14 protein-coding genes and 1 pseudogene are annotated in these 13,040 nt (G+C 66.9%); 7 read left to right on the top strand and 8 right to left on the bottom strand.

The genetic code is table 11. The annotated features are described in order from the left end of the window. Positions 1 to 91: 91 nt before the first annotated feature. The 4 genes from SM452_RS29380 (at position 92) to SM452_RS29365 (ending at position 4,219) form a co-directional block, all read left to right on the top strand. The gene (locus SM452_RS29380; protein ID WP_463841128.1) at positions 92 to 1,306 is read left to right on the top strand and encodes a cytochrome P450; all 1,215 of its coding nucleotides are present in this window, start codon (positions 92 to 94) and stop codon (positions 1,304 to 1,306) included. A gap of 155 nt (positions 1,307 to 1,461) precedes the next feature. Then, positions 1,462 to 2,199, top strand: coding sequence for a thioesterase II family protein (locus SM452_RS29375; protein WP_463841127.1), 738 nt, complete (start codon positions 1,462 to 1,464; stop codon positions 2,197 to 2,199). Positions 2,200 to 2,490: 291 nt separating this feature from the next. Beyond that, the gene (locus SM452_RS29370; RefSeq protein WP_463841126.1) at positions 2,491 to 3,267 is read left to right on the top strand and encodes a hypothetical protein; all 777 of its coding nucleotides are present in this window, start codon (positions 2,491 to 2,493) and stop codon (positions 3,265 to 3,267) included. A gap of 31 nt (positions 3,268 to 3,298) precedes the next feature. Then, positions 3,299 to 4,219, top strand: a complete 921-nt coding sequence (locus SM452_RS29365) for an ArsR/SmtB family transcription factor (RefSeq protein ID WP_463841125.1) — start codon at positions 3,299 to 3,301, stop codon at positions 4,217 to 4,219. Positions 4,220 to 4,571: 352 nt separating this feature from the next. On the opposite strand, the gene SM452_RS29360 is transcribed toward SM452_RS29365, so the two are convergent. Then, positions 4,572 to 5,408: a hypothetical protein gene (locus SM452_RS29360; RefSeq protein WP_463841124.1), complete on the bottom strand. Its 837-nt coding sequence runs from the start codon at positions 5,406 to 5,408 to the stop codon at positions 4,572 to 4,574. Between the two features lie 342 nt (positions 5,409 to 5,750). Here SM452_RS29360 and SM452_RS29355 point away from each other — a divergent pair, with 342 nt between their 5' ends. Together SM452_RS29355 and SM452_RS29350 are read left to right on the top strand one after the other, a co-directional pair. Further along, a complete protein-coding gene (locus SM452_RS29355) occupies positions 5,751 to 5,936 on the top strand; it encodes an IMP dehydrogenase (protein ID WP_463841123.1) in 186 nt (61 codons plus the stop codon). A gap of 105 nt (positions 5,937 to 6,041) precedes the next feature. Further along, the gene (locus SM452_RS29350) at positions 6,042 to 6,515 is read left to right on the top strand and encodes a CYTH domain-containing protein (RefSeq protein WP_463841122.1); all 474 of its coding nucleotides are present in this window, start codon (positions 6,042 to 6,044) and stop codon (positions 6,513 to 6,515) included. Between the two features lie 139 nt (positions 6,516 to 6,654). Here the strand turns inward: SM452_RS29350 and SM452_RS29345 are convergent, their stop codons facing one another. The 4 genes from SM452_RS29345 to SM452_RS29330 form a co-directional block, all read right to left on the bottom strand. After that, positions 6,655 to 7,629, bottom strand: coding sequence for a TIGR03560 family F420-dependent LLM class oxidoreductase (locus SM452_RS29345; protein WP_463841121.1), 975 nt, complete (start codon positions 7,627 to 7,629; stop codon positions 6,655 to 6,657). A 7-nt stretch (positions 7,630 to 7,636) separates the two neighbouring features. Beyond that, positions 7,637 to 7,975 carry a PqqD family peptide modification chaperone gene (locus tag SM452_RS29340; RefSeq protein WP_463841120.1) on the bottom strand — a complete coding sequence of 113 codons (339 nt, stop codon included), beginning with the start codon at positions 7,973 to 7,975 and terminating at the stop codon, positions 7,637 to 7,639. A gap of 134 nt (positions 7,976 to 8,109) precedes the next feature. Beyond that, positions 8,110 to 8,265 (bottom strand): beta-ketoacyl synthase N-terminal-like domain-containing protein, encoded by a 156-nt coding sequence (locus tag SM452_RS29335; RefSeq protein WP_463841142.1) that lies wholly within the window; start codon positions 8,263 to 8,265, stop codon positions 8,110 to 8,112. Positions 8,266 to 8,748: 483 nt separating this feature from the next. After that, on the bottom strand, positions 8,749 to 9,939 hold the full coding sequence (locus SM452_RS29330) for an IS110 family RNA-guided transposase (protein WP_047890476.1): 1,191 nt from the start codon (positions 9,937 to 9,939) through the stop codon (positions 8,749 to 8,751). 520 nt (positions 9,940 to 10,459) lie between these two features. On the opposite strand from SM452_RS29330, the gene SM452_RS29325 reads away from it, so the two are divergent. Further along, on the top strand, positions 10,460 to 11,020 hold the full coding sequence (locus SM452_RS29325; protein WP_176722852.1) for a hypothetical protein: 561 nt from the start codon (positions 10,460 to 10,462) through the stop codon (positions 11,018 to 11,020). Positions 11,021 to 11,059: 39 nt separating this feature from the next. Here SM452_RS29325 and SM452_RS29320 read toward each other — a convergent pair whose 3' ends face one another. From SM452_RS29320 to SM452_RS29310, 3 genes and pseudogenes are all read right to left on the bottom strand, one after another. Next, on the bottom strand, positions 11,060 to 11,905 hold the full coding sequence (locus SM452_RS29320) for a hypothetical protein (protein ID WP_047890475.1): 846 nt from the start codon (positions 11,903 to 11,905) through the stop codon (positions 11,060 to 11,062). Beyond that, a complete protein-coding gene (locus SM452_RS29315; RefSeq protein ID WP_047890474.1) occupies positions 11,902 to 12,471 on the bottom strand; it encodes an RNA polymerase sigma factor in 570 nt (189 codons plus the stop codon). The genes SM452_RS29320 and SM452_RS29315 overlap by 4 nt, the downstream gene beginning before the upstream one ends. 480 nt (positions 12,472 to 12,951) lie before the next feature. Further along, a pseudogene (locus tag SM452_RS29310) lies at positions 12,952 to 13,040 on the bottom strand (IS5/IS1182 family transposase); the annotation flags it as partial.

The following is a 13,040-nucleotide window of genomic DNA, read 5'->3' as shown; positions in this document are numbered from 1 at the left end:
ACTTGCTCCAGCCTCTGCAGGAGCGAGCCCTCCTGCCTCCAGCGGCACCGGCCGCCTTCGTGGTGGGGTCCACGGCGCGGACGGAGTCGGAATGATTCTTCCCGATCTGTCTGATCCGAGGACGTTCGACGGCCAGGACCTCGGTGACCTCTGGCGCGAGCTGCGGCAAACGGCCCCGGTCGTCTGGCACGAGCCGGTCGACGACCGGCCGGGCTTCTGGGTGGTGTCCAGGTACTCGGACGTCGTCGACGTCTACCGAGACAGCGGCAACTACTCCTCGCAGGGAGGCAATGTCCTCACCACTCTGCTGGCCGGCGGCGACTCTGCGGCGGGCGTGATGCTGCCGGTCACTGACGGGCCCCGGCACCGGCAGCTGCGCAACATCATTCTCCGGGCGCTCTCTCCGCGGACCCTGGAGCGGATTTCGGCCAGCCTCCGGAATCGCACCGAGCGACTGCTGGAGGAGGCCATCGAGCGGGGCACCTGCGATTTCGCAGCGGACATAGCCAGCCGGATCCCCATGGGGACGATCGCCGAGTTGCTCGGCGTCCCGGCCGAGGACGAGGCCTTCTTATTGGCCCAGACGCGCTCAGCGCTCAGCTCCGACGAGCGGGACAGCAAGCCGGAGGAGGCCGTCGAGGCCCGCCACGAGATCCTTCTGTATTTCGGTGAGTTGCTGGATCTACGCCGGAAGTCGCCGGATCACGGGGTGATCAGCGAGTTGGCGGAGGCTGTGATCGATGGCGCCAAGCTTTCCGATGACGAAATCGTCCTCAACTGTTACAGCCTCATTGTGGGTGGCGATGAGACCAGTCGGCTAACAATGATCGACGCCGTAAACGCCCTGGCCGGTCACCCGGGACAGTGGCACCTACTGCGCACCGGTGCGGCCGATCTGGCGACGGCCGTTGAGGAGGTGCTCCGCTGGGCGTCACCCACCATGCACTTCGGGCGCACCTGCCGGGCCGACTCCCAGATCTCGGGGGTTCGCATCGCCAAGGGCGACATCGTGACCCTCTGGCACAGCTCCGCCAACCATGACGAGACGGTCTTCCCGTCGCCCGACGAGCTGGCGCTCGACCGCACCCCGAATCGGCACCTTGCCTTCGGATACGGACCGCACTTCTGTCTCGGCGCAACCTTGGCGCGAATGGAGCTGACCGAGTTGCTGCGGGCGCTTCGCGGGAAGGTTGAGGAGCTGGGAGTGACCGGCGCACCCCAGCGCATTCACTCCAACTTCCTGACCGGATTCAGCAGCCTGCCGGTCAGATTCAGCCGGCGCCGCACCGATGCGACGGTGAAGTGAAATCGCACCGAATCAGCTGATGCGCGACTACCACCCGGCCCTCAACCCCGGTGACCTTGAGGTGGCTCCGTCCTGCTTCGCGCCGACCTCGTCCACCGCGGAGCCGGGGCCCGCGGGCCACCTGTCCCACCCGCCGTAGGGTAATATCCATTACCGTGGAATTACCGGGCGCAGCACCGTTCAAAAACAATTCGCTCATTCGTTGGAATGTGCCGGCCAGCGCCGAACTGGCTCTCGTGTGCATTCCATGGGCCGGTGCCGGAGCGGCTCCTTTTCGCGCGTGGAGTGCGGTGCTCGCCGACGTGGCCACGGTTTACGGCCTACGACTCGCCGGGCGCGAGAACCGTCGGACGGAACCGCCGGCAGACAGGATTTCCGACGTTGTCGCCGACGTCATAACCGAATTGGCCGATCTGGGCGTGCCGCGGGTGGCCCTGTTCGGTCATTGCTCCGGAGCCGTGCTCGCCTTCGAACTGGCGAAGGCTCTCACTGATGCCGGCCGAGCAATCGAAGTCACGCATCTCCTTGTCGCGTCGCAATTGCCACCGCCCGAGTTCACCACGGCCGACGTCGAAGCGGATCAGGATTTCATCCGGTACGTGCCAGAGGAATTCCGGGGCGAGCCGGACTTCGTCGAGATGCTACTTCCCGTCATCGCCGCGGACGTCACACTGATGTCGCGTTACGTCTACGAGCCCGGCACCAGCCTGACGGTGCCGATCACCGTGCTCTACGGTGCCGAAGACAAGGATGTGAGCAGAGCCCAACTCGAATCCTGGCGCCGGGAGACGAGCGGCCCGACGAACTTCTCCGAGATCGCCGGAGGTGGTCATCTGCTCGGGGGTGATGCATGGCCGAGGCTCGCACAGGCGGTGCGTGCCGCGTTGACCTGACACATCAGGTCCGGCTTGCGGCCTGGTCATCGTCGAGAAGGGCCGCGAGACGCGGGTGAGGGAACATGTCCGCGATCCTGAGGTGGGCCCCGGCGTCGACGCAGAACGCGGACCACGCCGAGTATCATGACCGAGGTCGCACCGAGGTGTGGTCGTGCTCGACACTGGAGCCCATCACGCAGCAGTGACCACTGCCTACGGATTCGGATTTGACCGAACACCTCTGCTGGGTGCCGGAGGACGATGGTTGAGTCGCATCAGGTGTCCGCTGAGGGAGAGGTTCGCGTGGTCATGGCTCGGGACTTGCTCCAGCCTCTGCAGGAGCGAGGCCTCCTGCCTCCAGCGGCACTGGCCGCCTTCGTGGTGGGGTCCACGGCGCGGGGCTGGGACAACGCGCGCAGCGACTACGACGTCTACGTCATCACCTCGAGGGAGCACGCACGGGCGTCCGGCGACATGGCACCCGTAGCGCTTGAGCCACCCTGGATACGCACCGAGCGGTTCTACGCCCGCAACCGCCTGTGGCAGGTCACCTACTGGCTGGATACCCAGGTCGACGAAATCTTCGACAAGATGTCCTGGAAGGCGTTCGAGAGTGGCCTCGTCACCGACGACACCTTGAGTTCCCGTGAGGAGCTTCTGCTCTCGCGCCTCGGCAACTGCCTGCCCCTGTTCGGGCAGGATTGGCTGACCCGCAGCGTTGCCCGCCTGAACAGCTCGGCGTTCCGGTCATTCGTCGTGGTCCGTTCACTGGGCGCGCTCGAGGATGCCCTTGAGGACGCGCTGGGGCAACTTGAGGCCGGAGACCTGGAGAGTGCGACGATCTCGACCCGGCTCGCTTTTGGACACGTCATCGATGCTCTCCTGGAGAGCCACGGTGAGTACGGCAGCCAGCTGGTCAAATGGCGGCCGAACCGCTTCCGGTCCGCAGACCCGAAAGCCATTGAGTTCGCCAAGTACTGGCGGATAGAGACCATGCAGGACTACGACCCTGCGACCCCGGACGTGTGGATCAAGGATGTCCTGGCGCTCTGCCAAGACATCGTTATGCGGGTGGAGACCGCATGAACCCTGTCCAACCGTGGCGGGCTGTTACGCCGTGATCAATCTGCAGGTCGATGGCGAGAGCCTGAAGGCGATTCGACTCTCCTTCAGCCCTCTCTGGGAAACGATCGGCAGCCTGGTCATCCTGACGCGCTACCGAGGCACCGCACCGTCTCCGTACACCACGTGGGCTCGTAAGGTCCGGGACCGCATGCCGGCGGCATTCGCCCAGCAGCTCATCGAGTTGGTCCGCGGCTTGGACGTGAACCAGTTCGCAGCGCGTTCCGTGCCGATCCCGGACCCGGCCCGGAACACGATCGAGTCGGAGTTGTGGCATTTCCAGGAACAGCAGGGCGAGGCCAAACTGGCACGCCAATTCGCGAAACTGCTGCAACAGTACTGGGATCTGGCCATCGCCCCGTACTGGACGGCCATCCGGTCCTCCCTGGAGGAGGAGATCCTGTTTCGTGGTCGCACCCTCGCCGTCGAGGGGAGCGAGTCGATGCTGACGGAGCTGGGTGGACGCGTCACCTGGGCGCCTCCTCGTCTGACCGCCCCGTACCATCGCGATCTGGACATCGCTCTGAACGGCTCGAAACTTGTCCTGGTTCCCACCGTATTTGCCTCTGCCATAAGGATTTTCGTGCAAGACGGGCAATCGACGGCGATGTCCTACCAGGCCCGCGGGACAGGGCAGTTCCAGGTACTGACGGCCCACTCGCGGGAGTCGTCGATCCGGGAGGATCGGCTGGCGCTTCTGCTCGGCAGAGGTCGCGCCCAGGTGATTCGTGAGCTGCAGGTTCCAACGACTACGACAGCGGTGGCTCAATCACTGGGGATGGCCAAGAGCACCGTGTCGCAACACCTGGCGGTACTGGCCGCCACCGGAGTGGTGTGGAAGCAGCGCTTGGGAGGCCAGGTCTTTTATCAACTGGATGCGTCGGGGGTGGCGTTGCTGAGGCAGCTTGATCTTTGAACCGGCCGTCTCGGCGTGAGCTGACGGCTCACCCGCCCGTTGGTGACGTCCGCGACGGCCAGTCAGACCGCGGATCGAGCTACCCGTCGTAGCGCTTCGCGCAACGCCTGACCGGTAACGGCATCCTGCCGTCGACGGGGTCGGTCCGTGACACGTTCGACAGGCCGCCAGGCTGCCGAACTCAATTGGCGGCAGGTCAGGGATCTACCGCGTGCGCCAGCCCGGAGCAGTCCGGGAAGGGAGAACGGCTACGGCCGTGGTGGTGCGCTCGCCGCGCAATGTCATGCGCCGTGGACAACCACCACCAGGCCGAGGCCGCGATCCGCGCTCCTCGCCAGTCCGGCAGAACAGGTCAGGAGGCCGTCAGGAACTCGTCCTCGAGCCGGACGAGGTGCCCTTGCGCCCAACGAGCCACGCGCAGGGCGTAGTCACCGTCGGACTCCCCCGGACGGGCCCCATCCAGCACCACCGACCGATACTCGTCGACGCTGATCCCGCACGCTGGCGTGGACTCGAGGCGACGCATGAGCCACTTTTCGCCGAGGCAGTATTCGCCGTGCAGGATCAAACATGCATCGGTGGCCTTAGCCGCCGCCATTGCGGCAGAGAGACGAGCCGAAATCTCGTCGCCGGCGTCGAGCTGACCCGCCACGTCGGTCAGGGCGTTCTCCGCCCGGGCCTTCGTCATACGCGCCAGCGATCTGCGGAACGAAGATTTCTCGATCAGTTGTCGCATCTGCTGGAAGTATTCTTCGTTCTTGAGCGGGACCGCGACGGCCATGCGGTAGACAAACCTCCGCATCGAGTCACTCATGCCGCAGAACTCGGCCTCCTTGCTCAGGTAGGGGGCCAGCAGGTTGGCGAGGGTGTCGGTCTGCCAGAGCATGATGTCGACGCGGCTCTGCTCGTATTCCCCCATCCAGTTGTCCCAGCGGATCCCGCTCTTGTCGACGCCCGGCCACCTCTCCATGGTTTCGTCTATCGGGAGCTCGATCTCATGGTCAGCGAAAACATAGAGGTCGATGTCGCTGTACACGTTGCCCCACCCGACCGCGGTCGACCCGGTCCAGCAGACGGCTTCGGCCTCGGCCAGCCCCGGGAAGCGCTTGAGAATGCTCTCAAAGTCGAGGTGCGCGGCTTGGCGGACTCTCGGCTGGGCCACGAGAACTTCGATGCTGGGGCTGAACATCAGGGTCCTTCCTAGACTGCGGGCTCGACGCCGTCGCGGCGACCATACAGGACACAAAGCGCCGACGCGTGCCTGCATGCTGCGAGGGGTCACCCCCTGCCATGCACCCGGGCCGGTGAGGCCGCGGAGGTACGCGAGGCGGTGCATACCGGTCGAGCCGTACGCCGGACGCACCCGCCCCTCACCCTCGGCGGCTAGGAAATGGCCTGCGGGGCGCTGATGGTTGACACCTACTGACCACCTTGACATAGTCAGCGGTCGCGACTCGCAAAAGGACGCGTCCATCTGAACGGGGCAAAGTGAGCGCGAGATCTCCCGCTGAAACCCGTTACTTCCCGAGCCATGTGGACGTGGGAGAAGAGCTGGTCCCGTGTCGAGGCACACGTGCCGTACCACGGATCGGTTTCCTCCATCATTTACCCCCTCGATGGTGGTCTACGTGCGGCCATGGGCTACTGTGGCACGCCCACCGTCGCGCCTCCGAAAGCGCGGCCGGTTCGCACGGATCTCGGATGCGGGGCAGCGTGACAGCCACCCCCACGACGTGACGATGGCAGTGGCCGCGCCCGACTACTCCGGCTGACGTCCCGATGGACCGGTTCCACGAACCGGCCCCCGACCCCCAGGAATCACATGCCCGCCGAGACTGAGTACAAGTTCCTCGTCGCCAACGACGGCTGGCGCCAAGAGGTGACCTCATCGAGCAGGCTGCGGCAGGGGTACCTGTCCGCTGAGTTCGAGCGTGTGGTCCGGGTTCGGCAGGTTGATGGCAGGGCCGGTTACTTGACGATCAAGGGCAGACGGGTGGGCGCGACACGTCTCGAGTTCGAGTACGAAATCGATCCCGACCACGCGGCCATCATGCTCGATCATCTGTGCCTCCGCCCGCTCATCGAGAAGGAGCGGCACGTCCTCGGCCGCACGCCGGGCCAGTGGACCGTGGACGTGTTCACCGGTGACAACGATGGCTTGGTGCTGGCTGAGGTGGAGTTGCCGGAGGGCGTGGAGCGGCCGGACCTGCCCGCCTGGGCGGGGCACGACGTTACCGCGGATGATCGATACGCGAACTCGTCATTGCAGACAAACCCGTATCGGTCCTGGCGCTGACGCCGTCTCGTCGAGCCCGCCGCCTTGAGGGACACCCCGGTCGATCGCCTCGACGCCGAGAGCCTTCGCTCTTGCCGCCTACACGATCTCGGTCGAGATGCCGTCCAGATGGGGGCGGCTCACCGGGACGCCCCTCCGGTCACTCGTCCAAAGCCTTCCGCAAAGTCGTGCCAACGGCGTGCAGGTGCGCGAGATCGGTGGGGTCGAGGACGGTCAGAATGAATCCCTCCACCCCGACCGACCGGTACTCCATCACCTGGCGCCGCACCTCGTCTCTGGTCCCACAGAGCGCGAAACCACGAGCGGCGTTCGGTGTCAGATCCAGGAGCGCCGCCAGCCTATCCAACTGCTCGTGGAGTTCCCATTCGGAGTCGGTGAGGATCACATGCCCCAGCCAGGTCTTCGTGATCTCACTGCTGTCGCGACCCACGGCCGCGCAGGCCCTTTCCAGCACCTCAATCTTGTGCCGCACGGTCGCCGGCCCGCCGAAGAAATTGCATGCGTCGCCGAGCCTGGCAATCAGCGGAATTAGCACCCGCTCACCGCCGCCGCCGATGAGAATGGGCGGGCCGCCGACATTGAGCGGACGAGGCATGTTAAGCGGCTCGTCAATGCTGTGGTAGGTTCCGGAAAACCGCGGTGCATATTCCGTGAACATTGCCCGGCAGATCTGCACCGCCTCGGCCAGCTCCGCCAACCGCTTTCCCGGGGGCGGGAAGTCCAGGCCGTACGCGCGGTATTCCTCTTCGTACCAACCGGCACCGATCCCCAGAATGGCCCGGCCACCGCTGATGACATCGATCGTGGTGACCATTTTGGCCAGTAGCGCCGGGTTACGGAACCCGCAGGCGGTGACGAGCACTCCGAGGCGTGCGACCGAGGTGACGGCCGCCAGAGCGGCAGTGGTCGTGTACGCCTCGAGGATGGGTTCGTCCCGGCTCCCCACCGTTGAGATCTGGTGCAAATGATCCATCGTCCAGAGACTGTCGAAGCCGGCGGCCTCGGCCGCCCGTGCAGCGTCCGCGATGTGTGTGAACAGCTTGTCGTCGGGGACGCCTGCGAGCGAGTAGCCGCCGAACTGCAGGCCGACACGAGTGATCGGTTGGCGGGTCATCCGATGCCTAACGGCTGCTCAGGGCAGCCATGTCGGCGGGCCTGGCGACTTCGACAAGGCCCAGCTCGAGTAGGCGCTCGCACAGGCCGTACGTCGGCTGCTGAATCTGTTCGAGCGGCAGGCCCGATGCCTCGGCGACGCCTTCGAGCAACTCGGCAAAGGTCCGGCGGCCATTGATGAGCAGCCATAGCGTCCGTGCGTCGCTGTCGAGAACGTAGCGGCCGATGAGTGTTTCCAGCAGGACCCCGCCGACGGCACGGTCGGTGAGTTCCGCGACTGCACTGCCCAGGCGGGCGGTGACATCCAGCGCGCGAATGAGGACGGTGTCGTCGTTGATGGTGGTCATGAACCTGTTTCCTCCTTGGCCGACGTCTTCTCGACATGAGCGGCTGTCGCAGCGATCCTGGGTGTCACGAACGGCAGGTCAACACCGGGTTCGAGCCCGAGTCCCGTGCTGAGGCGAGCACCGACCTCGACCGCCTAGGTGGGGCCGCCGCCCGCCCCGACGACACAGTCGCGGTCGCCCGCGTACCCGGCGTCCTTCAGGGCTTCGGCGTCGACCTTCAGGGAGACTTGCTGCTGCGGATCCATGGTGACGGCCTCCGCGGGCGGCACCCGGAGGTGGTCCCCGTACATGTCCATCCCCTCAATCAGGAACCAGCCGTGGCAACCATATAGGACGGCCGGTTCGCGCGATGTGCCGTCAGACTGTGATCTTCGAGGGCGGAGCGAATGCCTCCCCAACTGCTCGCGAGGTCGTGGAGCGGCCGCCAGCGCCGGCGGTCCCCGCACGCGACCACAGCGATGCCGCGATGCGACCGGCGCGTACACGCAGAAAACGAAAGGGCCGCAGGTCATCAGCCTGCGGGAACGGGCGGAGCATCGGGTTAGGAAACCGATGCTCTATCCCCTGAGCTACGGGGGCGCGAGGGCCCAGTCTAGCGACCTGGGGGTTCACCTGGGGTGGCAGGGAGTCGCCCACGTTCACCCACGTTCCCCGCACCGCCGTTCTCGCAGCCCAGGAGCACACCCCGAGTCTCCATGTGACTCGGATGATCTTGGTAGGCAGGGTGGTACGGCCGACGGGACCGGGGTCGCGTCGGCGGGGAGCGGGCTGGTTCAGGCTGCGGCGCGAACCGCTGGTGCCGGTTGGGTGAAGGTTTTGTTGTCGCGGATGAGGGCCCAGAGGACGTCGACGCGTCGTCGGGCGAGGGCGAGTATGGCTTGGCGGTGGTTTTTGCCTTCGGCGCGTTTCTTCTCGTAGTAGGCGCGGGAGGTGGGGCATTCTCGGGCGGCGGTGAAGGCGGCCATCCACAGAATGTGCCGCAGCCGCCGGTGATAGCGGCGAGGCTGCCGATGGTTGCCGGAAACCGTTCCGGAGTCGCGGGAAACAGGTGCCAAGCCGGCGTGAGCAGCGAGTTTCGCGGGGCTGTCGTACTCGGTCATGCCGGCGGTGTGGACGAGCAGTTCGGCGGTAAGCAAGGGGCCCATGCCCGGCAGACTGCCCACGATCGGCGCCAAGGGGTGCTGGTTGAGGTGTTCGGCGATGAGGTCGTCGACGGCGGCGATGCGTTGTTCGAGGGCGAGGATCTCGGTGGCCATCTGCCCCACCACCACGGCCGCGGCACGTTGGCCGGGGAGCGTGACGGTCTGCTGCCGCGCAGCGGCCACCATCGCCTCGGCCACCTGGACGGCGTTCTTGACTTGGCCGCGTCGGAGTAGGGCGGTGATCCGGTCGACGCCGGCGTGCCGGATCGCGGCCGGAGTCTGCCAGCAGGCCAGCACCATCATCGGGCCCTTGCGGTTGAGTTCCACAGCTCGCTCCAACGCCGGGCTGATCCCGGTGAGCAGTTCCTGCAATCGGAACAGGGTCGCGACGCGCTGGCCGACGAGGTCGGCGCGGTACCCGGTCAGCACGGTCAGCTCGGCAATGAGCCGGTCGGAGGGATCCAGGATTGGGATGTCCGGGCGCATGCGAATCGTCTGGGCGATGACCACCGCGTCGCGCGCGTCGGTCTTGTTCTCCCCGGCGAACGCAGCGGCCATGTGGAACGCGACGGCGCCGGAGACGTAGCGGACCTGGACCTGGCGCCGCCAGAGCAGGGTCAGCAGCAGCGCCGACAGGCCGGTGGTGACGTCGACCGCCCAGCAGACCGGACGGCCGTGCGTCGACACCTCGGCCATGACCGTCAGGAGGGCGGTCTCGTCGTTGGCGACCCGGCGGGAGTAGACCAGCCGACCGTCGCCATCAACGGCGGCGACGTGGTGGTGTGCCTTGCCGATGTCCACGCCGATCCACAGCTTCGCCACCCTCGCGCTCCTTCACATGATCGGTTTTCTTCGTTGGGCCCTCGTCTGTGGGTTCGGGTTTGCCGGCACCTTCTAACGATGCGAACGCAGGTCGCGGATCTCCATCAGCGGTCTACCGAATTTCGCAGACGATGAAGCGGCGGGTGGCATCTCCTACCGTCAGCCAAGCAATCTCGGCGAAACACACGCAGCCATACCCACCGCCCCAGGCATCGGTTCTACGGCCACCGGGGCCGTGCCCGTTCAACCAACGCGTCCGCGAGGCGGGAGCGGGTGGCACCTCGAAGCTCAGCCACGATCACGGCGGAACACACACAGCCATCCCCACCCCGGCCCCGCGGGCACGGCGACCCAGCCTCCCGCCGTCGCTGGCCGGCGCCTCGGACAGGATGTGCGAGAGCCGGGGATCGATCGAGCGCGGGGAAGGCGTACGGCGTGACTGCCCATAACGGGCGGGCCGCCGTTCCTTGACTGGCCTGATTCCTACGCCAACCGTCGCTGCAGCGGCTTGAATGGCGGTGTGCAGGTCAGCAAGGACGGGCGGAGTTGGCGCATCGGCGCCGCCGCCGACGTGGGCTGGATCGCCGGGCACACCACTGCCGGCGTTTCGATCACCACCGCCATCCCGCCGGTCTTTGACGCCTACGCCACCACGTACCAGGCCGATGACGTCACCGCCGCCGCCTACGAGCAGGCCCTGGTCGAGGACCTCACCATGCACACCGCCGACCAGCCGTGGTGGCTGGCCTACCTCGACACCGGCGCCCACGACGTCGTCTTCCCCGACGCCCCGAGGGTGTTCCTCTACTGGAGCTGGCCGTACGTGCTGGTCGAGGCCGGCCTCGAGCAAGCCCTCACCTGGCGCACTGGTGGTCATATCCGCCACGCTCACGGCGTTCTACCCGATCTGTTCTTCCCCGCCGACCGGTCATGGCTGGTCTCCGCGCTGTGGGACGACACCTGGACCTGCGTCGGCGGCCCGGCACCACTGATTCACACCCTGGACCGTGACCCGGTGGCCAATTCCCGCCAGGTCCGACCCGGCGAGGACGCGCTGCCGGCGGGGCTGACCCGTGAGTGACGACCCACGCCCCGGGCAGCGGTCAGCCTCCAATCATGGCTAACGCCCCCACGTCTCGGCGGGACGGCAGTCGCTGGTCGGTTTGCCGTAGATCGGCTTCCCGTCCGGGCCCGTGTAGCAGTGCTCGAGTTGGTCCTCGGCCTGGAACAGCGGGCGCCTGTCGATCTCGATCCCTCCGGAGTCGTAGCTGACCAGTTCAGGGTCGTTGCCGGCCTTGAGTCTTGCGTCGCTGGTCATGAGGCCGAACGTGCCATCGGAAAGTCGTGCTGTGGTGGTGTGGCCGTCGCCGTGATCGAGGACGAGCCGGTGGACGCGGCTGCTGACCCGGCCGCTGACGCTGACGTCCCCGCCGTCGAACTCGGTGGAGGTCAGCAGCAGCCGCTGCACCGGCCCGGGCAGCAGGTCACCGTGCGGCCACGGCTCAGTGGCGCCCCCGCCGGACTCCCGGGGCGTTCCCGCCCACTCCACGTCACACGTGGTGTAGCCGACGTCGTTCATGAACAACACCAGCGCGCGGTCACCTCGCTCGGTAGCCACCGCGAGGTCGGCCAGGGACACCGGGACGGGTTGCTCACCCGGACTTTGCCGGGTCTGTCGTTGCGGGGAACTCCACTGCAGGCACCGCTCGGCCGCTTTCTGCAGCGTTGGCGACAGCTCCCCGGGCCCCATCGCCAGCACCTGTGCGGTCGAGCGGTCCGGCCGGTCCCACGCCACCGCCGCGGCCCCGGACGCCACGGTCAGCAGCGCCGCCACAGCCACGGCGATCCTCAGTCGTGGCGTACGTGCGGGAGGCGGGCTCGCGACGCCGAGGAGCCGGGCCCGCATCGCGAGCGCCGCTCCCGGAGGCAGGTCCCGCTCCGCGGGCAGGTCGAGAATGTCGTTCACCGTTTCCCCTCCTGGATCTCCTGCGGCATCAAACGGGCCAGGCGGCTGCGCGCACGACTGACCCTCGACCGCACCGCCACCTCGCTGATGCCCAAGACGGCCGCCGCGTCCGGGTACGACACACCGGACCACAGGCACAACGCCACCGCCTCCCGCTCGGCCGGCGGCAACCGGCGGACCACCGCGAGGACCTCGGTCATCCGCCGTTCGTCGTCGAGCCGCGCAGAGACGTCCTCGGCGAGGTCACCATCGGCGTACCGCTCTCCCGGTAGACGCCGAATCAGCGCAAGCCACCGGCGCGCCGACCGCCACTCCGAGCGGACCGCGTTCGTGGCGACGACCAGCAACCACGGCAGCGCCGATCCGTCCACGAGTCGCGCGTCGTGCCGGCGGCGCCACGCGACGAGGAACGTCGCCTGCGTGACGTCCTCGGCCGTCGACCACGACCCGGTCAGCCGGAACGCGTGGTTGTAGACCGGACGGGAATACCGGTCGAAGAGCCGACCGAACGCCACCTCGTCACCGGCGGCGATCGAGGACCACAACTCCTCGTCCGACGGTCGCATTTGTTGCCTCACAACACACTATGGCCGCCCACGACGGCTCTGTTGCAGGTCGCCCACCAGTGGCCGCAGGCGGAAACCACACCCGGCGATGAGCGGGGCAGGATCGCCGCTTCGTGAGGGCCAGGCCCTTGCATCTGACGGTGTTCGGGCGAGCGTGTCAACCCCGCCCGCTGGGCGCGTGCATCCCGTCCACCCCGAGTGGCTTGCGACGACGTTCGACGGCGGGGACAGCCCGTCCCGCTCGCCGCACCTGCCACCACCTGTCGAACGGCGATCCAAGAGCTGGAACGCCGCCGCCCGCTGCAAGCGGCGTGGCGCTCCACGACAGGGTGGCTTCCATGCGACACCTGGGCCCACGCGCGGGAGGCTGAGGCGCATGGTCACGAGGTGCGCCGTGCACACGCAAAACGCATGCTGCAACCAGCCGATCACAAAGGGTTGCATCGATGGCCGTGATCTGTGAGACTCATTGAGCCGTTTTCATCCTGAGTAGCGGCTGGTCTCGACGCGGTGCAGGACGAGGATGGCCTGCACGATCGCCGTGGCGCGGCGGGGACAGCAACGCAGCT

This window comes from Micromonospora sp. SYSU B005 (genome assembly GCF_055362685.1).
This window is presented reverse-complemented; position numbering and strand designations above follow the sequence as displayed.